This is a genomic window from Mesobaculum littorinae (assembly GCF_004011175.1).
GTDB classification, from domain to species: Bacteria; Pseudomonadota; Alphaproteobacteria; order Rhodobacterales; family Rhodobacteraceae; genus Tranquillimonas; species Tranquillimonas littorinae.
This window is the reverse complement of the sequence record NZ_RQXX01000002.1, coordinates 708,211-729,505: the sequence shown is the minus strand read 5'-3', so window position 1 is coordinate 729,505 and position 21,295 is coordinate 708,211. Positions and strand designations below refer to the sequence as shown.

Genomic DNA, 21,295 nt, shown 5'->3' with positions numbered 1-21,295 from the left:
CGGAAGCGTCGGGCCCGCCTCAAAACAGGAAGTACCGCTGCGCCATCGGCAGCACGTCGGCGGGCGGACAGGTCAGCAGTTCTCCGTTGGCGCGCACCTCGTAGGTTTCGGGGTTCACCTCGATCTCGGGCGTGGCGTCGTTCAACACCATGTCGCGCTTGCCGATATCGCGGGTGCCGCGCACGGCGACCATGTCCTTGGCCAGCCCGAGGTCGGCGCGCAGCGATCCGGCGGCGGCGGCCGCGGACACGAAGGTCACCGCGCCGCGTTCGACCGACCGACCCATCGTGCCCCACATGGGCCGCGAATAGACCGGCTGCGGCGTCGGGATCGAGGCGTTGGGGTCGCCCATCTGCGCGCAGGCGATGGTGCCGCCGACCAGCACCATCTCGGGCTTCACCCCGAAGAAGGCGGGCGACCAGATCGCAAGGTCGGCGCGCTTGCCCACCGCGATGCTGCCGATCTCGTGGCTCATGCCGTGGGCGATCGCCGGGTTGATGGTGTATTTCGCGATGTAGCGGCGGGCGCGCAGGTTGTCGTTGTCGCCCTGCTCTTCGGGCAGCCGCCCGCGTTGGCGTTTCATCTTGTCGGCGGTCTGCCAGGTGCGGATCAGCACCTCGCCCACCCGGCCCATCGCCTGGCTGTCGCTGGCGATGATCGAGAACGCGCCCATGTCGTGCAGGATATCCTCGGCCGCGATGGTCTCCTTGCGGATGCGGCTTTCGGCGAAAGCCACGTCTTCGGGGATCGACTGGTCGAGGTGGTGGCAGACCATGAGCATATCCAGATGCTCTTCCAGCGTGTTGACCGTGTAGGGCCGCGTCGGGTTCGTCGACGAGGGCAGCACGTGGTCCAGCCCGCAGACCTTGATGATGTCGGGGGCGTGGCCGCCGCCCGCGCCTTCGGTGTGGAAGGCGTGGATCGTGCGGCCCTTCATCGCGGCGATGGTGTTTTCGACGAAGCCGCTTTCGTTCAACGTGTCGGTGTGGATCATCACCTGCACGTCCATGTCGTCGGCCACGCTCAGGCAGCAGTCGATGGCCGCGGGGGTGGTGCCCCAATCCTCGTGCAGTTTCAGCGCGCAGGCCCCGGCCTCGACCATCTCGACCAGCGCGGCGGGGCGAGAGGCATTGCCCTTGCCCGACAGCCCGATGTTGACGGGCACAGCGTCGACGGCCTGCAGCATCCGCCCGATGTGCCAGGGCCCCGGCGTGCAGGTGGTGGCGAGCGTCCCGTGCGCCGGCCCCGTACCGCCGCCCAGCATGGTGGTGACGCCCGAATGCAGCGCATCCTCGATCTGCTGGGGGCAGATGAAGTGGATGTGGCTGTCGAAGCCGCCGGCGGTGACGATGCGCCCCTCGGCGGCGATGGCCTCGGTCCCCGGACCCACGATGATGTCGACGCCGGGCTGGGTATCGGGGTTGCCGGCCTTGCCGATGGCGGCGATGCGCCCGTCGCGCAGGCCGATATCCGCCTTGTAGATGCCCGAGTGGTCGAGGATCAGCGCGTTGGTGATCACGGTGTCGACCGCGCCCTCGGCCCGCGTCGCCTGGGATTGCCCCATGCCGTCGCGGATCACCTTACCACCGCCGAACTTCACCTCTTCGCCGTAGGTGGTCAGGTCACGCTCGACCTCGATGAAAAGCTCGGTATCCGCCAGCCGGACGCGGTCGCCGGTGGTGGGGCCGTACATGTCGGCATAGGTGGCGCGGGAGATGGTGGCGGGCATCGTCGTCCCTTCGTGAGGTTCCAGACTGGTCGCGCGCAGCATGGCCGCGCCGCCCGGCAGGGGCAATGCAAAGCCCCGGGATCGGTGGCGGTTTCCCCTGCCCAGCCGGCGAAGTGCCGAGACTTTGTGCACCCCGCGCAGGCAGACCCCATTCGGGCCTCCCGCCTGTGGCCCCGTCCGTGAGGCCCGTCCATCGGCGCCGTCCGCGGGCCGTGTCCGAGCGCGCCGACTATGCCCGGCCACGGCGCCCCCGTTTCGCGCCGCCCGACTGGGCCGGGGATCACGTCCTTCCCCGCTCCCGCGGGATGGGCCGCGTCGCCCCGCCTTTGCGCCACTCCCTGTACGACCGGCGCGGCACGGGGGCGATGCCCGGCCAAGAAAAAGGGGGCCTAAGGCCCCCAGTTTTGCTTGTCAGGATCACTCGTTGCTGCCCGTCGCTGTGTTCTGCCTGCGCCCTGACCGGCATCCGGGGCGCGCGGGCGCGAACGCCCGGGCCCCGTGACTGGTGCGTCGCGCCCGCTCAGCTGCACCCGCTCGTGCTGCCGCAGGTATTGCACTTCATGCAGGTGCCGTTGCGCACCAGCGTGTAGTTGCCGCATTCGCCGCAGGCCTCGCCCTCGTAGCCCTGCATCCGGGCCTTGGCGCGGGCGTCCATCGACAGCGGCGCCGCGGACCCTGCGGCCTGAGCCTCGCCCTGCCCAGGCTCGATCGTGGCGACGGCGCCGGTCTCGCGCAGCTGCGCGCCCGACATGCCGCCCTGCAGCAGCACCAGCTCCTGCGGCAGTCGGTTGCGCAGGTACCCGGTCGAGGCGACCTGCTTCAGCACCTCCAGCGGCGACGAGCCGCGGCTGTCGGGCACCTCGGAGAAGTTGCGCTTGCCCTCTTCCTCGCCCCGGCCGAGATCGTCGAAGGACGTCCCGTCGGGCTTTACATGCGCCAGGTCGGTGCGGTCGAGATACGACACCGCCAGTTCGCGGAAGATGTAGTCGAGGATCGAGGTCGCGTTCTTGATCGTCTCGTTGCCCTGCACCATGCCCGCGGGTTCGAACTTGGTGAAGGTGAAGGCGTCGACGAATTCCTCGAGCGGCACGCCGTATTGAAGGCCCACCGACACCGCGATGGCGAAGTTGTTCATCATCGCGCGGAAGCCCGCGCCTTCCTTGTGCATGTCGATGAAGATCTCGCCCAGCTTGCCGTCGCCGTATTCGCCGGTGCGCAGGTAGACCTTGTGCCCGCCGACGATGGCCTTCTGGGTATAGCCGCGGCGCCGTTCGGGCATCTTCTCGCGGCCCTTGGCGACCTCCTTGACGATGATCTTCTCGACGATCTTCTCGGCCAGCACCGCGGCCTTTTCCTGCTGCGATCCGGTGGCGAGCGTCTCCTCGGCCTCGTCGTCATCCTCGACGAGCGCGGCGGCCAGCGGCTGGCTCAGCTTCGAGCCGTCGCGGTAGAGCGCGTTGGCCTTGGTGCCGAGGCTCCAGGACAGTTCGTAGGCGTTCTGGCAGTCCTCGATCGTGGCATTGTTGGGCATGTTGATCGTCTTGCTGATCGCGCCCGAGATGAAGCTTTGCGCCGCCGCCATCATGCGGATGTGGCTTTCGACGCTCAGGTACCGCGTGCCCTTGCGGCCGCAGGCATTGGCGCAGTCGAAGACGTGGTAATGCGCAGGATCGAGATGCGGCGCGCCTTCCAGCGTCATGGTTCCGCAGACGTGGTCGTTGGCGCCTTCGATATCCTTGCGGGTGAAGCCCAGGTGGCGCAGCAGGTCGAAGGTGGGGTCGTTCAGCCTGGCTTCGGGGATGCCCAGCGTCTTGGTGCAGAACTCGGCCCCCAGCGTCCACTGGTTGAAGACGAAGCGGATGTCGAAGGCCTGCGGCAGCGCGGCCTCGATCTTTTCCAGCTCGGCCGCGCCGAAGCCGTGCCCGATCAGCGAGGTGTGGTTGATCACCGGCGCGTTGCCGATGGTGCCGTGGCCCACGGCATAGCTCACGATCTCTTCGATCTGCGCGGGTCCGTAGCCCAGCGTTTCAAGCGCCGACGGGACCGAGCGGTTGATGATCTTGAAATAGCCGCCGCCCGCGAGCTTCTTGAACTTCACCAGCGCGAAGTCGGGCTCGATCCCGGTGGTGTCGCAGTCCATCACCAGGCCGATGGTGCCGGTGGGGGCGATCACGCTGACCTGCGCGTTGCGGTAGCCGTGGGTTTCGCCAAGGCTCAGCGCCTCGTCCCAGGCCGCCTGCGCAAGGTCGACCAGCCGCGCATCGGGGCAGTTGCCGTGGTCCAGCGGAACCGGCGGGACCGCGAGGGCGTCATAGCCCCCGGACTTGCCCTGCGCGGCGGTGCGGTGGTTGCGGATGACCCGCAGCATGTGGTCGGCATTCTTGGCATAGCCCGGGAAGGGACCAAGCTCGCCCGCGATCTCAGCCGAGGTGGCGTAGCTGACGCCGGTCATCAGCGCGGTCAGCGCCCCGCACATCGCGCGACCCTCGGCGCTGTCGTAGCCCAGCCCCATGTTCATGAGCAGGCCGCCGATATTGGCATAGCCCAGGCCCAGCGTGCGGAAGTCGTAGGATCGCTGCGCGATCTCCTTGCTGGGGAACTGCGCCATGGTCACGCTGATCTCCAGCGTCAGGGTCCACAGGCGCGTGGCATGCATGTAGTCCCCGGCCTGGAACGCGCCGTCCTTCCAGAAGGTCAGCAGGTTCATCGAGGCAAGGTTGCAGGCCGTGTCGTCGAGGAACATGTATTCCGAGCACGGGTTCGACCCGCGGATCGGCCCGTCCTCGGGGCAGGTGTGCCAGGCGTTGACGGTGTCGTGGAACTGGATGCCCGGGTCGGCACAGGCCCAGGCGGCGTGGCCCACCTGCTCCCACAGGTCGCGGGCCTTGATCGTCTTGGCGACCGTGCCGTCGGTGCGGCGGATCAGCTCCCAGTCGCCGTCCTCCTTCACCGCCTTGAGGAAGGCATCGGTGATGCGGATCGAGTTGTTCGAGTTCTGGCCCGAGACGCTGGCATAGGCTTCGCTGTCCCAGTCGGTGTCGTAAGTCGGAAACTCGATCGAGCCATAGCCCTGCCGCGCGTAATCCAGCACGCGCTTGATATAGGTTTCGGGGATCGCGACGCGCTTGGCGTCCTTCACGGCGGCTTTCAGGCCGGCGTTGGCCTTGGGATCATAGGCATGATCGACGGCGCCGTCGAAGGCGCGGATCGCGGAGAAGATGGCGTTGAGCTTCTGCTCGTGCATCTTCGACCCGGCGACGAGGCTGGCGACCTTCTGCTCTTCGGTGACCTTCCAGTTGATGAAATCCTCGATATCGGGGTGGTCGGCATCGACGATCACCATCTTGGCGGCGCGCCGCGTGGTGCCGCCCGACTTGATCGCGCCAGCCGCGCGGTCGCCGATCTTGAGGAACCCCATCAGGCCCGACGACTTGCCGCCGCCCGACAGCCGCTCGCCCTCGGCGCGCAGGCTGGAGAAGTTGGTGCCGGTGCCCGAGCCGTACTTGAACAGCCGCGCCTCGCGCACCCACAGGTCCATGATGCCGCCGTCCGACACAAGGTCGTCGGCCACCGACTGGATGAAACAGGCATGCGGCTGCGGATGCTCGTAGGCCGATTTCGACCGGGTGAGCTTCTGCGTCTTGTGATCGACGTAGTAGTGCCCCTGCCCCGGGCCATCGATGCCGTAGGCCCAGTGCAGGCCGGTGTTGAACCACTGCGGGCTGTTCGGCGCGGCCTGCTGGGTGGCCAGCATGAACCGCATCTCGTCGTAGTAGGACTCGGCATCGGCCTCGGACGAGAAATAGCCGCCCTTCCAGCCCCAGTAGGCCCAGGCGCCCGCCAGCCGGTCAAAGACCTGCTTGGCGCTCTGCTCGCCGCCGTAGCGCGCGTCCTGCGGCAGGTCGGCCAGCGCGGCCTCGTCCGCGACAGACCGCCAGAGGAACTCGGGCACGCCCGCCTCGCGCACCTTCCTGAGCCGCGCGGGCACGCCGGCCTTGCGGAAATACTTTTGCGCGATGATGTCCGAGGCGACCTGGCTCCAGCCTGCGGGCACCTCGCAGTCGTCCAGACGGAACACCGTGGTGCCGTCGGGATTGCGGATCTCCGAAGAGGTCGTGGTGAAGTCGAGCGTGCCGTAGGCGCCGCCATCGGGGGTCGTGAATGTACGGTCGATCTTCATCTTGTCCCTGACCTCTCGTCTGTCGCTCGTGCGGTCGTCGTGTTCCGCCGTGCCCGGTGTCCCGTGGTGCCGAGATGCGGTCCGCATCGGGCAAGGGGCGCACGCCGGATGCGAAACGCCAACCGGCGTGCCGGGCGCAGGTACCCGCACCCGGCGGCCTGCCAGGCCGCATCGAATCGTTCCTCGCGTTAAGCCGGTCCAAGATCACCACATCTAGTGTCACCCCAATCGGCGCCCACAATGTGCAGCCGTTCTTGCGCCGTGGTCAACGGAATTTTTACGGGCCACCCCGCGGCTTTCACCTTGACGGAAATTACTCACACCTGCGGACAAAACCGGGGAAACCCGGGATCGGAAAAACCCCCTTCCGGCAAACGGCTTGGGCGCGATATTGAAAAGTTGCTCAAGGTTGCCCCCCGATTCATCCACAGGGCAGTGACGCAGCGGAAGCTTGCCGAGCACCGCGATCCCGGCGTTTGACCGTGTCGGGTTGCCCACAGGCTTCGGCGCAGATGTCGTGGCGCGACGCCCCCGCCCCACACCAGGTTGTGCCAGCCTCAAGCCATCGCGGTGAGTCGTCACCGGGCTTCAGGCACCCTGTCGCAGGCAGACCGCGCGCCCGACCGGCGGCCGGGGTCGCGACTTGTCCACCAGTCGGAAACAATGGCGCCGTCAGCGCGCGGCGCTCGGCGACTGACCAAAGGCCGCGCGAAAGGCGGTCGCAAAGGCGGTGGGCCGGGCATAGCCCGCCCGCCACGCGGCATCCGCGACCCGCGCACCGGCGGCCAGCTCGGCGCGGGCCCGCTCCAGCCGCCTGAGGCGCAGGTAGGCGGCGGGCGCCTGCCGGTGGGCGCCGAGGAACAGCCGGCGCATCGTCGACAGGCTGACACCGCCGGCGCGGGCGATCTCGGCCGGGCTGGGCATCGGCCCCGGGCGCAGGCCCGCCTGCTCCATCCGCGCCAGCTTGTCGCCGCCCGGCGTCTCGGTCGCCCCGCCCGCCTGCGCCAGGCGCCGCGCCACCCCGGCCCAAAGACGCAGCGCCGCCGCTTCGGCCCCGAGCGCGCGCGCGGCATCGCCCTGCGCCCCGGGACTGCGCAGCAGGTCGGCCGCCGCGATCTCGTCCCCCGTCGCGGTCCACGCCCCCTGCGCCACGCCGGCGCGGCGCGGCAAGGCGGCAAGGTCCAGCCCGCGTGCGGCCAGCCAGTCGGGGCCGACGGCCAGCGCAATCTTGCACATCGCCTCGCCCGGTCGCAGGACGCGGTGCAGCGTCGCGCTATGGTCGTTGGCCACGACGACCAGCCGCACGGGGCCGCCGGCCCGCCGCTCCATCGCGAGGGGCACGCCGTTCATCGTGGCCCGTGGCGCCCCCGCGAAGGTGACGTGCAGGACCGCCCCCGCGGGGCAAAGCGCCCAGGTCTCGACCCGGCGCAGCACCGTGGCATCGGACACGCGCAAAGCCATTCCCTGTGCCACGCCCTGCGTCCGGCGTAGCCCCGCGATGACCTGGGTGTCGCGGCTGCAGGACGCACCGAAGTCGCCGCCCCGCGCCTCGACCAGCGTCGCGATATCGTCGATCGAGGTGGTCAGCATCCGGTCGAAAGACATGGGGGCAGTGGTCCGGGCATGGGCGGTCTGCGGATCAGCCGCGAAATTGACGCTGCCGCGAAGTCTTTTGACGCCACCGCGAAGGCGGGGGAGATAGAGCGGCCTCGGCCCGGGTATTAAGGCTGACGAAAATTGTCAACTAACCCCGGAGCCTGCCCCATGCCCCTGCGTGCCCAACCCCTGCGCCTTGCGCTTCTGTCCAGCGTCGCCCCGGTCCTGGCGGTGCTCGGCATGCCCGCCACCGCCCAGGAGGCCGCGGATGCCGGCGCGATGCTGGGCCGGATCGAGCTGCCGGGCGCCAGCTACGAGACCGAGGGCAGCGACAGCTTCGCCACCGATCTCGTCTCGGTCGGCGAGAAAAGCGCGATGAACTGGCGCGAGGTTCCGCAATCGACCACCGTCGTCACGCGTGAGCAGATCGCCGAGGGCGGCTATACCGCGCTGGAAGAGGCGCTGAACGACGCGCCGGGGCTTCTGCTTCTGAACAACGACGTCGGGCGGTCGTCGATCTATTCGCGCGGGTTCGAGTTCGATTACCTCTATTTCGACGGCCTGCCCGCCCCGGTCAGTTCGATCTACGGCACCCAGCCCGACCTGGCGATCATCGACCATGTCGAGGTGCTCAAGGGCCCCTCGGGCCTGTTCATCGGCACGGGTGAACCCGCGGGGTCGATCAACATGCGGCTGAAGCAGGCACAGGCCGAGCGCGGCGGCTACGTGACGGGCAGCGTCGACAGCAATGGCCACGCGCGGATCGAAGGCGACGTGACCGGCGCCCTGAACGCCGACGGGTCGCTGCGCGGCCGCGCGGTGCTGGCCTATGGCGAGGGCGACGGTTTCGTCGACAAGCAGGAGAACGGCGTCGCCGTCGGGTACGGCACGCTGGCCTGGGACGTGACGCCCGACACCACGCTGACCTTCTCGGCCAGCCGGATGGAGCGCGACATCGCCCCGTTCAACGGCTTGCCCACCTACGAGGACGGCAGCCTGCTGTGGCTCGACCCCGAGACGACGACCGCGGCCGACTGGAACGACTTCGACAACGAGGTGACGGATTACACCTTTGCCGTCGAACATCGTCTGGCCGGGGGCGGGCGGCTGAAGTTCTCGGCGCGCCAGTCCGACCAGACCGCGGATTTCCTCTATGCTTACGGCGGCAGCCCGGCCAATGCCGACAATGAAATCGAGGGGCTGGCCTATCTGGGCCGCGGCTTCGACCAGGACGCGCTGTCGCTCGACGCCCATGCCGAGCTGCCTTTCACGCTGGGCGGGATGAACGGCACGGCGCTGGTGGGCGTGGATCATCAGGACGTAAGTTCGACCGTCACGACCGCGCGCGGTCGGCTGGCGGGGACCTATGACCTCGACGACTGGGACGTCAGCGGCGTCGCCCGGCCCGAGCTCGACTTCGGCCCGGCGGACGAGACCGAGTACAGCGCGACCGGGCTCTATACCCAAATGCGGCTGGATCCGACGGCGGACCTGACCGTGATCGGCGGTGCCCGGCTGACGTGGTACGAGGCGACCAACTCCACCGGCGGCGCCACAACCGGCAGCGCCAGCGAAGATGCGCACCTGACCCCCTTCGCGGGCCTGACCTATGACGTCAGCGGCCCCGTCACGCTCTATGCCAGCTACTCCGAGATCTTCCAGCCGCAGACGGCGGTGGACGTGAACGGAGCCACGCTCGACCCCGTCGAGGGCCGCCAGGTCGAGCTGGGCGCGAAGGCGGAGCTGGGCTACGGGCTGAACGTCTCGGCCGCGTATTTCCGGCTGGACCAGGTGAACCGGCCGCAGGCGGTCGTGGGCGAAAACTACTCGGTCGCCGACGAGGAGGTGCGCGCACAGGGCATCGAGCTTGAGGCCGCGGGCGAGATCTCGTCGGTCTGGCACGTCGCGGCGGGCTACACCTACACCGACACCGAGATCACCGAAGGCGCGGCGGCAAGCGATGTCTTCTCCACCGTCACGCCCGAGCACATGCTGAAGCTGTCGACCGTCTACGACGTCGATACCGGACCCTTGGCCGGGTGGAGCCTGGGCGGGCGGCTGCGGGTGCAGTCGGGCGTATCCTCGCGCGGGGTCGAGGCACCCGGCTACGGCGTGGTCGACCTGTCGGCCGGGCGCGAGGTGATGGGCACCGAACTGCGCGTGGGCGTCGAGAACGTGTTCGACAAGGACTACTATAGCCGCGTCGGATCCACGGCCCTCTTCAACTTCCGCGGCGCGCCGCGGACCTTCACCGCGTCGCTGACCCGGCGGTTCTGATGCGGCGGGTCCTGGCGCTGATGCTGGCCCTCGCCGGCCCCGCGCAGGCGGCTGCGGCCGATCCGCTGACGCTCGCCGGAACCGAGGTGCTGGACCTCGGTCCCCGGCGGGCGGTGATCGCCTGGCCCGATGCGCCGCCGCCCGCGGCGGGCTACGGGCTGATCGTGGCGCTGGACGCGGGCTGGACCTTTGCCACGCTGCGCGACACCGCCGGCCTGCAGGCCCAACGCGGCGGCGTGACCGGGGTCCGCCCGACCGTCGTGGTCGGGCTGGGCTACCCCACGGAGAACCTCATCGACCAGCCCGCGCGCAAGGCCGACCTGGTGGGTCCACACCGCGACCAGATGCTGGACACGGTCGAGGCCGCGGTGGACCGGGTGGCGGCGCGCGTTCCGCTGGATCCCGACCGGCGGATGATCCTCGGCCACTCCTTCGGCGCGGCCTTCGTGCTTTATGCGCTGGAAGAGCGACCGGGGATCGCCAGCCACTGGGTCGCGGGCAGCCCGTCGGTCTGGGCCGTGCCGGACCTGCCGCTGACCCGGCACCCCGGAGACCACGTGCTGATCGCCGTGGGCGGCGAGGAAGGCGCCCACCCTCCCATGCACAACCCGGCGCGTGCAGAGAAGATGGCCCGGCGCGACATGATCGGACGCGCCCGTGATGCCGCGCACCGGACCGGCGCCACGTTCCGCATCGTCCCGGGCGAAGACCACGGGTCGCTGATCCCCGGCCTGCTGGCCGACGCCGTGGGGTTCCTCTGGTCCGAGGGCTAGACCACGGCGTCGGCCCCGGCGCCCGCGCGCCCCTGGTCCCGCGCGGGCCGACCCCCGAGGCATGCAGCGCCTACCGACGGCACGTCCGTGGCCCCGCGCCGCCCGGTCCCTGTCCCTGTCGTGCGGGCATCGAACAAGGGCGAGGGACATGCGGCTTTCCGGCAGGACAGCCCGCGTCACCGGCCCCGCGGGCGGCATGGGCCGCGTGATGGTTGAAAGGCTGCGGGCGGTGGGCGCGCGCCTCGCCATCGCCGACCGCGATACCGACGGGATCGGGGCCGAGGCGAACCTGCCCGGCGGTCTGCGCCCGGGTCCCTGTCCCCGTCACGGCGAAGCTTGGGCCGCCGGGTGCTTCCGGCAGGACACCGTCGACGCGGCAGGCTGGGGATGTCGTGAAGACCCTGCGGACCCAATTCGGCTACCCGGTGCCGCCCGGCAGGCTTTGGACGCCTGTGACGGACTAAGAGGCCCCGGCCCGCGTGATGCGGGGCCTCCGTGCGGCTGGACGGTCTGCCCCGGAGGCGCAGCCGGAGGGGCCCGGCGTTTACCGTGATGGTATCGCCTTCCGCCGTCCTGCCCGCCCGAGACCGCCACATGGAGGTGCGGGCGTGCGACGACGCCCGCCATGTCCTTCACGCGTCCGAAGGTGGCGCGGGGGGCATAGCTGGCGCCCCACACTGACCGTCACTCCCATCGCAGGCGGCAGCCAATTGCGCGATGCGATCGAGATCGAGGCTGGCCGGCATACGCCCGTCTTCGCGATGCGGGTGCGGAATCTCCGTGCCAAGCGCCATGCGCCACGGCGGAGGCTTTTGCAGACGGGCGAATTCTGGCGGCCGACTTCCAGCGGCCCGGAAGGGGCGGATGTCCTGACAAAGCACCGGGGACGAGATCAGAGCGGCGGCGGTTCAGGCGACGGGACGGATCGGCGGGAAAGTTCGGAGAAAAAGATCGGCGGCGCCGGATCCGCGGCGCCCCCCGGGCCATGGGCCACGGGGGGCGCTGCCGGAATGGTCGGGGCGATAGGATTCGAACCTACGACCTACGGTACCCAAAACCGCCGCGCTACCAGGCTGCGCCACGCCCCGACAGGGGCCTCCATACGCAAGCCCGGCGGCAAAGAAAAGGGTCAGTCGTCGCAAGACCACGCGGCATCCGGCCCGAAAGCGGGATGGCGCAGCTGGCTGCCCTCGGCAATCCCCATGCGCCCGGCCAGTCCGCCGTTGATCTCGAGCACCGCGAGCACGCCCGGCCCGCCGTCGATCGGGGTTTCGTCCAGCGGCTGCGCATTTTCGTGCACCCGCGTCACCACCCCGTCGGGACCCACGAAGACCATGTCGAGCGGGATCAGCGTGTTGCGCATCCAGAAGGACACCGGGCGCGGATCGTCGTAAACGAACAGCATCCCCCGGCTGCGCCCCAGCGTTTCGCGGTGCATCAGGCCCTGCGCCCGCTCGGCGGCATCGTCTGCGATCTCGATGCGGAACTGCGCCTGCCCCCAGTCGCCGCGCAGATCGACCCGGTCGGTCGCGCAGACCGCCCCGGACGCCTCTTTCGCATCGGCGACGGTGGCCGCGCGGCTTTGCCCCAGCGCCGGACCGCATGCCGCGACCAGCGCCGCGATCGCGGCGGCCCGCACTGCGCGCCCGCTCATTCCACGACCTCTGCTTGCGTGCCTGCTTCCCATGTTGTCACCTGTGTCGCCAGTTGCCCCCTGCGCCCCTCGGCCACCCGCATCGCCACGGCCTCGCCGGGCTGCAGGTCGGCCAGACCGGACCGGCGCAGAACCTCGATATGGATGAACACGTCGGCCGGACGACCGAAGACGTTGCCGAAGCCGAACCCCTTGGCCTTGTCGAACCACTTCACCCGCGCCGGCTCCAGCGGGCCGCCGACCAAGCCCTCGGACAGGTCGCCGGTCTCCGACGGCTCGGCCTCGAGGTCGGGCGGCGCCAGCGCCATCACCTCGACCGCCTGTTCGCCGCGCGCGGTACTTTGCACCGAGATGGTGACATAGGCGCCATCGGCCACCGACGACTGGCCGAAATTGCGCAGAACATTCGCATGCAACAGGATATCGTCGCCACCCTCGTCGGCCACGACGAATCCGAAACCCTTCGCCGGATCAAACCACTTGACCCGGCCCTTGACGGTCCGGGTTACTTTGTCCTCGGTCATTCGGACCCTACCATACCTTTTAACCCTTTGAGTACTCGGTTAAATAATTGGTGCGCCTCACGCGGCACGCTGTCTCAGGCTGGCAAACTTGGAACTAAATGCCGGATCGGCAAACTACGGATAAAGTCGCTGGCGGCGCCATAGTAAGTCGTCTGCCCCGCGCGTCCAGCGTTCTCGGTCATGTAGGCGGTAAGCCCCCGCCGCCCAGAATTCGAAGCTGACGGGCCGGACACGGTATCCGCCCCAGTGCGGCGGACGCGCGGGATCCTCGCCATGCGCCGTGCGCGCCGCCTCGACCCCGGCCATCAGAGTTTCGCGGGTATCGAGCGGGCGGGACTGCTGCGAGGCCCAGGCCCCCAGCCGGCTGTCGAGCGGGCGCGAGGCATAATAGGCGTCGGACTGTTCGGCCGGGACCTTCTCGACATGGCCCTGCACTCTGACCTGACGTTCCAGCGTCTTCCAGTGCAGGTTCAGCGCGGCGACGGGGTGCGCGGCGAGGGCCTGGCCCTTGGCGCTGTCGTAGTTGGTGTAGAAGACCAGCGCGTCGCGCTCGACCTCCTTAAGCAGGACGATGCGCACCTCGGGCATGCCGTCGGGGGCGATGGTGGCCAGCGACATCGCGTTGGCGTCCGAGGGTTCGGTCGCCTGCGCCTCGGCCATCCAGGTCCGTGTCAGGTCAAAGGGATCTTCGGCCCCGAATATACTGTCACCTTCGCCCATCAGCGTCGCGGTCCTTCTTCTGTCGGCGCGCCAACCGCCCTTGATGCGGTTCACGCAATCGCCTAAACGACCCCGACTGTAAAGACCGGGTGACAGGGAACAGGGCCATGGCGATGGAGCTCATGAACGGCAAACGCGGCCTTATCATGGGTCTGGCCAACGACAAGTCCATTGCCTGGGGCATCGCCAAGGCGCTGGCGGCCCAGGGCGCGGAGCTGGCATTCTCCTACCAGGGCGAGGCGTTGCTGAAGCGGGTCCAGCCGCTGGCGGCGGAACTTGGATCGGACTTCGTGGTGCCCTGCGACGTGGGCGACCCCGCCTCGCTCGACGCGCTTTTCGCGCAGATCGAGGAGCGCTGGGGCAAGCTGGACTTCGTGGTTCACGCCATCGGGTTCTCGGACAAGGGCGAGCTGCGCGGGCGCTACGTCGACACCAGCCCCGCGAACTTCCGCATGTCGATGGACATCTCCGTCTACTCCTTCACCGCCGTGATGCAGCGCGCCGAAAAGCTGATGACCGAGGGCGGATCGGCCCTGACGCTCACCTATTACGGCGCCGAGAAGGTCATGCCGCACTACAACGTGATGGGCGTGGCCAAGGCCGCGCTCGAGGCCAGCGTGCGCTACCTGGCCGAGGATCTGGGCAAGGACGGCATCCGCGTCAACGCGATCAGCGCGGGCACGATCAAGACGCTGGCCGCCAGCGGCATCGGCGATTTCCGCTACATCATGAAGTGGAACGAGCTGAACGCCCCGCTGCGCCGCACCGTGACGCAGGAAGAGGTCGGCAAATCCGCGCTCTACCTGCTGTCGGACCTTGGCTCGGCCGTGACCGGCGAGGTCCTGCATGTCGACGCCGGCTACCACGTGGTCGGGATGAAGGCCGTCGACGCCCCCGACGTGACCAAGGCCTGAGCGCGAGGCCGGGATGAGCCTCGCCACCTTCCTGTCGATCGCGGCGATCCACCTTCTGGCGGCGATAAGCCCCGGCCCCTCCTTCGTCCTGTCGGCGCGGATCTCGGCGTCCGAGGGGTTCCGCACCGGCGCCGCGCTGGCGTTTGGGTTCGGGATCGGCGCGGCGATCTGGGCCGCGGCGGCTTTGCTGGGTCTGGCCGTGCTGTTCGAGGTGCTGCCGCAGCTGTTCCTCGTGCTCAAGCTGGCCGGCGCCGCCTTTCTGATCTGGATCGCCATTTCGATGTGGCGCCATGCCGACGCCCCCATCGACCGCCCCGACCCCGACGCGCCGCCGCGCGGGATCGCCGCCGCGGTGCGGCTGGGGCTGGCGACCTTCCTCGCCAACCCCAAGCCCGCGGTGTTCTTCGGCGCGGTCTTCGTGGGCCTCGTGCCCGCGGATGCCGGGCCGCTGGCGCTGTGCGCGCTTCTGGCGGTGATCTTCGTCAATGAAACGCTCTGGTATGTCCTCGTCGCCCGTCTTTTGTCGACGGGCCGGGCGCGGGCGGCCTATACCCGGGCGAAAGCCACGATTGACCGTCTCTTCGGCGGGCTGATCGCCATGTTCGGACTGCGTATCGCGATAGGATGATTGCACCATGACCCAAACGCGCCTGCCCCACGAAAAGGGGTTCCATGTCTCCTGGGACCAGATCCACCGTGACGCCCGCGCGCTGGCCTGGCGGCTGGACGGGAACGGCCCCGGCGATGGTGGCTGGCGGGCGGTGGTGGCGATCACCCGCGGCGGCATGGCGCCCGCGATGATCGTCAGCCGCGAATTGGGCATCCGCACCGTCGATACCGTCAGCGTGAAAAGCTACGACCACCAGACCCGCGCGGCGGCCGAGGTCCTGAAGGCCCCCGACGCCGGGCTGATGGGCGACGGCGAAGGCATCCTGGTCGTCGACGATCTGGTCGACAGCGGCAAGACGCTCGAACTCGTCCGCTCGCTCTATCCCAAGGCCCATTTTGCGACGGTCTATGCCAAGCCCAAGGGCCGCGCGATGGTCGATACCTTTGTCACCGAGGTCAGCCAGGACACGTGGATCTTCTTTCCGTGGGACATGGCCCTGCAATATGTCGAGCCCTACCGCGGCCGCGACTGACCCGCACCGCCCGTCTTAGCGAGCCCCGGCGCGCGCCTGTCGCAGCATGGGCCGATGTCGTCCTGCCCCGCGCCTCGGGGCGCGCCGGCTTCGCCGCCCTGCCATCCTTCGCGCGTCGGGGCTGCCGCGCTTGAGCCGAGGTCACAATGACCGCGCCGGACATCGACGACCTGAAACGCCGCTACCCGGGGGCGGAGACCTTCACCTTCGGCGACGGCCCCGACCTGTGCGCCGCCCTGCTGGACCTGGTCCGCGCCGGGAAGAAGGTCGCCACCTGCGGCGCGATACGGGATTTCGAGGCGGGCGAGCCCCTGCCGATGGTCGGACGCCGGGATATCGCGCTGAGGTGGGACGGCACGCCCGCGCTGGTCATCGAAACGCGCGAGCTGGTCCGCTGCCGGTTCGACGAGTTGACCGAAGCCATGGCACTGGCCGAGGGCGAGGACGAGACGCTTGACGGCTGGCGCCGCGGGCATCGCGACTTCTTTGCCCGCAACGGCGGCTATTCCCCCGACATGCCGCTTCTCTGGGAAAGGTTCGAGCTTATCGAAGACCTGGGCTGAAGGTCGCCGCCGGGTCGGCCCCCGCCCGCCGCCACCGAGGATGTGGACCGGGGCGCAGTCGGGGGCGCAGGGGCGTCCTCCGTCCAGCTCTTCGCAGCGGTCTGTCCCCTCCCATGACGGCGAAACGTCCAGGGGCACGCGGTGTCCGCTTTGGCTTTATCCCACACGCCCCTTTACGCGGACCCCGCGTCGGGGGCCCGGCACCACGCCGAGCCCCCCCGTTTCCCGGGATCAGAGCGTCGAGTTGAAGGCCCCGCCATCGGCCAACAGGTTCTGCCCCACGATGAAGCCCGCATGCTGCGAGCAGAGAAAGGCGCAGGTTTCGCCGAACTCGGCCGCGCTGCCGTAGCGCCCGGCGGGGATCGTCTTGATCCTTTGCGCGCGCGCGTCCTCGAAGCTGATCCCCTGCGCCTGCGACACCCCCTGGTCGAGCGAGACCGCGCGGTCGGTATCGTGGATGCCGGGCAACAGGTTGTTGATCGTCACCCCCTGCGGCGCGACCTGCCGCGCGGTGCCCGCGACAAAGCCGGTCAGGCCAGCCCGGGCAGAGTTCGAGAGCCCCAGCACCCCGATCGGCGACTTCACCGATTGCGAGGTGATGTTGACCACCCGACCCCAGCCCCGCTCCATCATCCCCGGCAGGCAGGCCTTCATCAAAAGGATCGGGGTCAGCATGTTGGCGTCGAGCGCCCCGATGAAATCGTCGCGGTCCCAGTCGGTCCACATGCCCGGCGGCGGCCCGCCCGCGTTGGTCACCAGGATGTCGACCGCGCCCGCGGCCTCCAGCACTTCGGTGCGCCCCGCCTCGGTGGTGATGTCGCAGGCGACGGTGGTCACGGCGACGCCGAACTCGCGCCGGATCTCATCGGCCGCGGCCTCCAGCGCCTCGGCCCCGCGTGCGTTCATCACCAGATCGACGCCCGCCGCGGCCAGTGCCCGGGCACATCCCAGCCCCAGCCCCTTGGACGAGGCGGTCACCAGGCCGCGCTTTCCCTTGATCCCCAGATCCATGTCGTCTCTCTCCCTGTCGGTCGTCCCTGCCGCGGCGCGCCATGTCGGCGCCCGCCCCGGCCTTGCACCCCCTTTGCCTAGCACCGCGTTTGCCACGCAGGAAGCCGGCTGATGCCGCGAATCGTCCGAAGGGGTCGGTGCACAGCGACGCGCCCTTTCGGAACCAAATTGGCCGTTCGCTGTAGATCGTTTCCACATCGGGCAAAATTCCCGGACGTCCCGGGCCCGACCGGCCCGTGACGATTGACGCAGCGGCCTTGCTGACCCTAGGTATACCTATCTTCGCGGTGGGCCCGTCGCCCGGCTTTCCGGCCGTGACACGGCCCCGGGGGCCGCCCTTGGGCCCCGCCGCGCCCGAGGTGAGTGTGTGTCGATGCGTGACAAGTTTCCCGATGCGGCCGACCCCGCCCAGTCCCTGCCGGTCTATGACGCGGCCTGCTTTACCGTGATCGACGGTGCCAACCTGGGCGATCCGGTGACCGATGCCGCGGACCTGATCGCCGGAGACGTGTATACCCTCGCCCCCCGGTCGAAGCGGCGCCGCCTGTCGGTCCACACGATGCAGACGCCGCGCGGCGACGGGCTGACGGTTTCGCCCGCGACCGAGTGCGGGAGCCCCGGGTCCGAGATACACTTGGATTGCTGCCTGACCTTCATGTCACCCGACGGCCGCACGGTCGAGGCGTTGGTGTTCGTCGAAACCGACGACGAGGGGATGATCGCCGGGACCTGGCTGTTTCCGCTGGCAAAGATCCTGCAGAAACAGACCTACGCGCTGGTCAGCATCGACACCCGAACGGCCCGGGCCCGGTTCGCGGAAACCGCCTGCGTGTCCTTTACCCGCGGCACGCACATCACCATGGGGTCGGGCCGGCAGGTCCCGATCGAGGATCTGCAACCCGGCGATGCGGTCCTGACGCGCGATCACGGCGTGCAGAAGGTCCGCTGGATCGGCCAGCAGACAGTGCGCGCCTCGGGCGACTTTGCCCCAATCCGCATCGCCGCGGGCGCGCTGAACAACGCGGGCGACCTGATCGTCAGCCCCAACCACCGGCTCTTCGTCTACCAGCGTCACGATGCTGTCCGGGCGGGACGGGCCGAGGTGCTTGTGAAGGCCAAGTACCTGGTCAACGGCGACACCGTCACCCGCACCGACGGCGGCTTCGTCGATTACTTTCAGCTGCTCTTCGACCGACACGAGATCATCTATGCCGAGGGCATCGCCGCCGAAAGCCTGATGGTCGACCCAACCACCAGCGCCACCCTGCCCGCCGAACTGCGCGAGGCGCTTCCGGCGACCGACGCCTCGGCCGCGGGGCGGATGGGCGTCGAGCTGGGCGAAGGCACGCTGCGCGGTCGCGACACGGTGGATCTGCTGCGCCGCGCCTCCTCGGGCTAGGCGCGGTCCGCGGCCTCGCCGGGCCGTGTTGTAGCACGCGTGCCCCGCGCCGCCGCTTTGCCTCTGTTCCTCGGCTCACGGCTCACGGCTCACGGCTCACGGCTCACGGCTCACGGCTCACGGCTCACGGCTCACGGCTCACGGCTCACGGCTCACGGCTCACGGCTCACGGCTCACGGCTCACGGCTCACGGCTCACGGCTCACGGCTCACGGCTCACGGCTCACGGCTCACGGCTCACGGCTCACGGCTCACGGCTCACGGCTCACGGCTCACGGCTCACGGCTCACGGCTCACGGCTCACGGCTCACGGCTCACGGCTCACGGCTCACGGCTCACGGCTCACGGCTCACGGCTCACGGCTCACGGCTCACGGCTCACGGCTCACGGCTCACGGCTCACGGCTCACGGCTCACGGCTCACGGCTCACGGCTCACGGCTCACGGCTCACGGCTCACGGCTCACGGCTCACGGCTCACGGCTCACGGCTCACGGCTCACGGCTCACGGCTCACGGCTCACGGCTCACGGCTCACGGCTCACGGCTCACGGCTCACGGCTCACGGCTCACGGCTCACGGCTCACGGCTCACGGCTCACGGCTCACGGCTCACGGCTCACGGCTCACGGCTCACGGCTCACGGCTCACGGCTCACGGCTCACGGCTCACGGCTCACGGCTCACGGCTCACGGCTCACGGCTCACGGCTCACGGCTCACGGCTCACGGCTCACGGCTCACGGCTCACGGCTCACGGCTCACGGCTCACGGCGTAGAGTGTCCTTCGGCCTACGGTGTCGCGCAAGCAGTGCCGCGCGACACCGGGATTTCGCGCCGTGGCAGGCGGCTACGCTGGCTGCCCGTGGCAGCCGCCCGGGGCAACAGCCCGTGTCAGTCCACGGGGACAAAGCTGTCGGCCCGGGCGCGGTGCCAGCGGGCGAGATAGCCGAAATCGTCGGCCTGCTCCTGCACCAGGAACCCTTCGGGCAGGTAGGGCCAGGCCTCGTCGCCGGTCACCATCTCGTTGTCCTTTTCCCGCGCCATGAAGTGACGCGGCAGGAATTCGGCCGGGTGGTTCAGCCCCGCCGCACCGGTCATCTCAGCCAGCGCCTTCATCGTGTTCTCATGGAACCGCCGCACGCGCTCGGCTTTGTCGGGCACGACCAGCGCCCGCTGGCGCACGGCGTCCTGCGTGGCCACGCCCACCGGGCATTCGTTGGTGTGACAGGCCTGCGCCTGGATGCACCCGACCGAAAACATGAACCCGCGGGCCGAATTCGTCCAGTCCGCCCCGATCGCAAGCGCCCGTGCGATGTCGAAGGCGGTGACGATCTTGCCCGCCGCCCCGATGCGGATGCGGTCGCGCAGCCCTGCCCCGCGCAGGGTGTTGTGCACAAAGGTCAACCCCTCGACCATCGGCATGCCCACATGGTTGGTGAACTCGACCGGCGCGGCCCCGGTGCCACCCTCCTTGCCATCGACCACGATGAAATCCGGCGCGATCCCGGTTTCCAGCATCGCCTTGACGATGCACATGAACTCTCGCCGATGCCCGATGCACAGCTTAAACCCCACCGGCTTGCCGCCCGACAGATCGCGCAGCTGGCCGATGAAGCGGCACAGCCCCACAGGCGTGTCGAAGGCCGAGTGTGACGGCGGCGAGACGCAGTCCCGCCCCATCGGCACGCCACGCGCCTCGGCGATCTCTTCCGAGATCTTCGAGGCCGGAAGCACGCCGCCATGGCCGGGCTTTGCGCCCTGGCTGAGCTTGATCTCGATCATCTTGACCTGTTCGTCGGCGGCCTGTTCGGCAAACTTGTCGGGGTCGAACCGCCCCTCGTCGGTGCGGCAGCCGAAATAGCCCGACCCGATCTCCCAGATCAGGGGGCCCCCGCCCTCGCGGTGATACCGGCTGATCCCGCCCTCGCCCGTGTCATGCGCAAAGCCGCCCGCCTGCGCGCCCCGGTTCAGCGCCGAGATCGCGTTGGCCGAGAGCGAGCCGAAGCTCATCGCCGAGATGTTGTAGACCGAGGCCGAATAGGGCTTGCGGCAGTCCGGCCCGCCGATCGTCACACGGAAATTGTGGTCGGCCAGGTGCCGGGCCTGGATCGAATGGGTCAGCCACTGGTAGCCCGCGTTGTAGACATGCCGCCGGGTTCCGAAGGGGCGGCTGTCCTCGACCCCCTTGGCGCGCTGGTAGACAAGGCTGCGATCCTCGCGGCTGAAGGGTTCTTCGTCCTGATCGCTTTCGATCAGGTACTGCCGGATTTCCGGGCGGATGCCTTCGAAGAGGAACCGCATGTGCCCGATGACAGGGTAGTTGCGCAGGATCGAATGGCGTTTCTGCAGCAGGTCCCAGCAGCCCAGCAGCGTCAGCGCACCGAAGAGGATCAGCGGGATCGCCATCCACCCGGTCCAGAGCAGCGCCGCAGCCGACCCCACGGCCAGCACGGCCGCCGCGCCGAAGACCCCGAACCGCGTCGTCCGTTCCAGCGTGCTGTATGCCATGATGTCATCCCTTCCCCATCGGACCTCCCGGCCCCTTTCGCGCGGCGCCGGTTCCGCGGCACGAGGTGCGCCGCGCCCGTCCCCTTAGGCCAGACCCGTCCCGATTTCTCAACCATTCGTGCCGTCGGTCCTGCCGCCGTCCCCAACCCCGCGACCGGCCATGAAGATCCCGCGCGCCCGGCGTCAACGGCCGATTAAATAGGGGAAAGAGCGGATCGGCGCGGCGAAAGCCCCCGCCGGCGCCCGGCACCGCAACGCCGGGGCCCGGGGTTCTGGGCCCGGGGTCCTGGGCTACGATACCACCGGATT

The 21,295-nt window shown here is 69.1% G+C and carries 15 protein-coding genes and 1 tRNA gene; 7 read left to right on the top strand and 9 right to left on the bottom strand.

Annotation, left to right across the window (positions count from 1 at the left end; genetic code table 11):
• Positions 1-19 precede the first annotated feature (19 nt).
• From ureC to EKE94_RS08095, 3 genes are all read right to left on the bottom strand, one after another.
• The gene (gene ureC / locus EKE94_RS08105; protein WP_127906079.1) at positions 20-1,729 is read right to left on the bottom strand and encodes an urease subunit alpha; all 1,710 of its coding nucleotides are present in this window, start codon (positions 1,727-1,729) and stop codon (positions 20-22) included.
• 520 nt (positions 1,730-2,249) lie between these two features.
• The gene (locus EKE94_RS08100) at positions 2,250-5,909 is read right to left on the bottom strand and encodes a vitamin B12-dependent ribonucleotide reductase (protein ID WP_127906078.1); all 3,660 of its coding nucleotides are present in this window, start codon (positions 5,907-5,909) and stop codon (positions 2,250-2,252) included.
• A 672-nt stretch (positions 5,910-6,581) separates the two neighbouring features.
• A complete protein-coding gene (locus EKE94_RS08095) occupies positions 6,582-7,514 on the bottom strand; it encodes a helix-turn-helix domain-containing protein (RefSeq protein ID WP_127906077.1) in 933 nt (310 codons plus the stop codon).
• Between the two features lie 159 nt (positions 7,515-7,673).
• Here EKE94_RS08095 and EKE94_RS08090 point away from each other — a divergent pair, with 159 nt between their 5' ends.
• Positions 7,674-9,782 carry a TonB-dependent siderophore receptor gene (locus EKE94_RS08090; protein ID WP_235855935.1) on the top strand — a complete coding sequence of 703 codons (2,109 nt, stop codon included), beginning with the start codon at positions 7,674-7,676 and terminating at the stop codon, positions 9,780-9,782.
• Positions 9,782-10,555, top strand: coding sequence for an alpha/beta hydrolase (locus tag EKE94_RS08085; RefSeq protein WP_127906076.1), 774 nt, complete (start codon positions 9,782-9,784; stop codon positions 10,553-10,555). The genes EKE94_RS08090 and EKE94_RS08085 overlap by 1 nt, the downstream gene beginning before the upstream one ends.
• Before the next feature lie 1,011 nt (positions 10,556-11,566).
• On the opposite strand, the gene EKE94_RS08080 is transcribed toward EKE94_RS08085, so the two are convergent.
• From EKE94_RS08080 to pdxH, 4 genes are all read right to left on the bottom strand, one after another.
• Positions 11,567-11,643, bottom strand: a tRNA-Pro gene (locus EKE94_RS08080).
• A 41-nt stretch (positions 11,644-11,684) separates the two neighbouring features.
• Positions 11,685-12,209: a DUF192 domain-containing protein gene (locus EKE94_RS08075; protein ID WP_127906075.1), complete on the bottom strand. Its 525-nt coding sequence runs from the start codon at positions 12,207-12,209 to the stop codon at positions 11,685-11,687.
• Complete coding sequence (locus EKE94_RS08070; protein ID WP_127906074.1) at positions 12,206-12,733, bottom strand: cold-shock protein; 528 nt, start codon at positions 12,731-12,733, stop codon at positions 12,206-12,208. The genes EKE94_RS08075 and EKE94_RS08070 overlap by 4 nt, the downstream gene beginning before the upstream one ends.
• A 114-nt stretch (positions 12,734-12,847) precedes the next feature.
• Complete coding sequence (pdxH, locus tag EKE94_RS08065) at positions 12,848-13,453, bottom strand: pyridoxamine 5'-phosphate oxidase (RefSeq protein ID WP_127906073.1); 606 nt, start codon at positions 13,451-13,453, stop codon at positions 12,848-12,850.
• 107 nt (positions 13,454-13,560) lie between these two features.
• On the opposite strand from pdxH, the gene fabI reads away from it, so the two are divergent.
• The 4 genes from fabI (at position 13,561) to EKE94_RS08045 (ending at position 16,072) form a co-directional block, all read left to right on the top strand.
• Positions 13,561-14,367, top strand: a complete 807-nt coding sequence (gene fabI, locus EKE94_RS08060; RefSeq protein ID WP_127906072.1) for an enoyl-ACP reductase FabI — start codon at positions 13,561-13,563, stop codon at positions 14,365-14,367.
• Positions 14,368-14,380: 13 nt separating this feature from the next.
• Positions 14,381-14,995, top strand: coding sequence for a LysE family translocator (locus tag EKE94_RS08055; RefSeq protein WP_127906071.1), 615 nt, complete (start codon positions 14,381-14,383; stop codon positions 14,993-14,995).
• Positions 14,996-15,002: 7 nt separating this feature from the next.
• Positions 15,003-15,509, top strand: a complete 507-nt coding sequence (gene gpt, locus EKE94_RS08050) for a xanthine phosphoribosyltransferase (protein WP_127906070.1) — start codon at positions 15,003-15,005, stop codon at positions 15,507-15,509.
• A gap of 146 nt (positions 15,510-15,655) precedes the next feature.
• Positions 15,656-16,072 carry an ASCH domain-containing protein gene (locus EKE94_RS08045; protein ID WP_127906069.1) on the top strand — a complete coding sequence of 139 codons (417 nt, stop codon included), beginning with the start codon at positions 15,656-15,658 and terminating at the stop codon, positions 16,070-16,072.
• Positions 16,073-16,303: 231 nt separating this feature from the next.
• Here EKE94_RS08045 and EKE94_RS08040 read toward each other — a convergent pair whose 3' ends face one another.
• Entirely contained in the window at positions 16,304-17,083 is a 780-nt protein-coding gene (locus tag EKE94_RS08040) for an SDR family oxidoreductase (RefSeq protein ID WP_127906068.1), read from the bottom strand.
• 373 nt (positions 17,084-17,456) lie between these two features.
• Between EKE94_RS08040 and EKE94_RS08035 the strand changes: the two genes are divergently transcribed.
• Positions 17,457-18,482 carry a Hint domain-containing protein gene (locus EKE94_RS08035; RefSeq protein ID WP_127906067.1) on the top strand — a complete coding sequence of 342 codons (1,026 nt, stop codon included), beginning with the start codon at positions 17,457-17,459 and terminating at the stop codon, positions 18,480-18,482.
• 887 nt (positions 18,483-19,369) lie between these two features.
• On the opposite strand, the gene EKE94_RS08025 is transcribed toward EKE94_RS08035, so the two are convergent.
• Positions 19,370-20,986 carry an FMN-binding glutamate synthase family protein gene (locus EKE94_RS08025; RefSeq protein WP_127906065.1) on the bottom strand — a complete coding sequence of 539 codons (1,617 nt, stop codon included), beginning with the start codon at positions 20,984-20,986 and terminating at the stop codon, positions 19,370-19,372.
• Positions 20,987-21,295 lie beyond the last annotated feature (309 nt).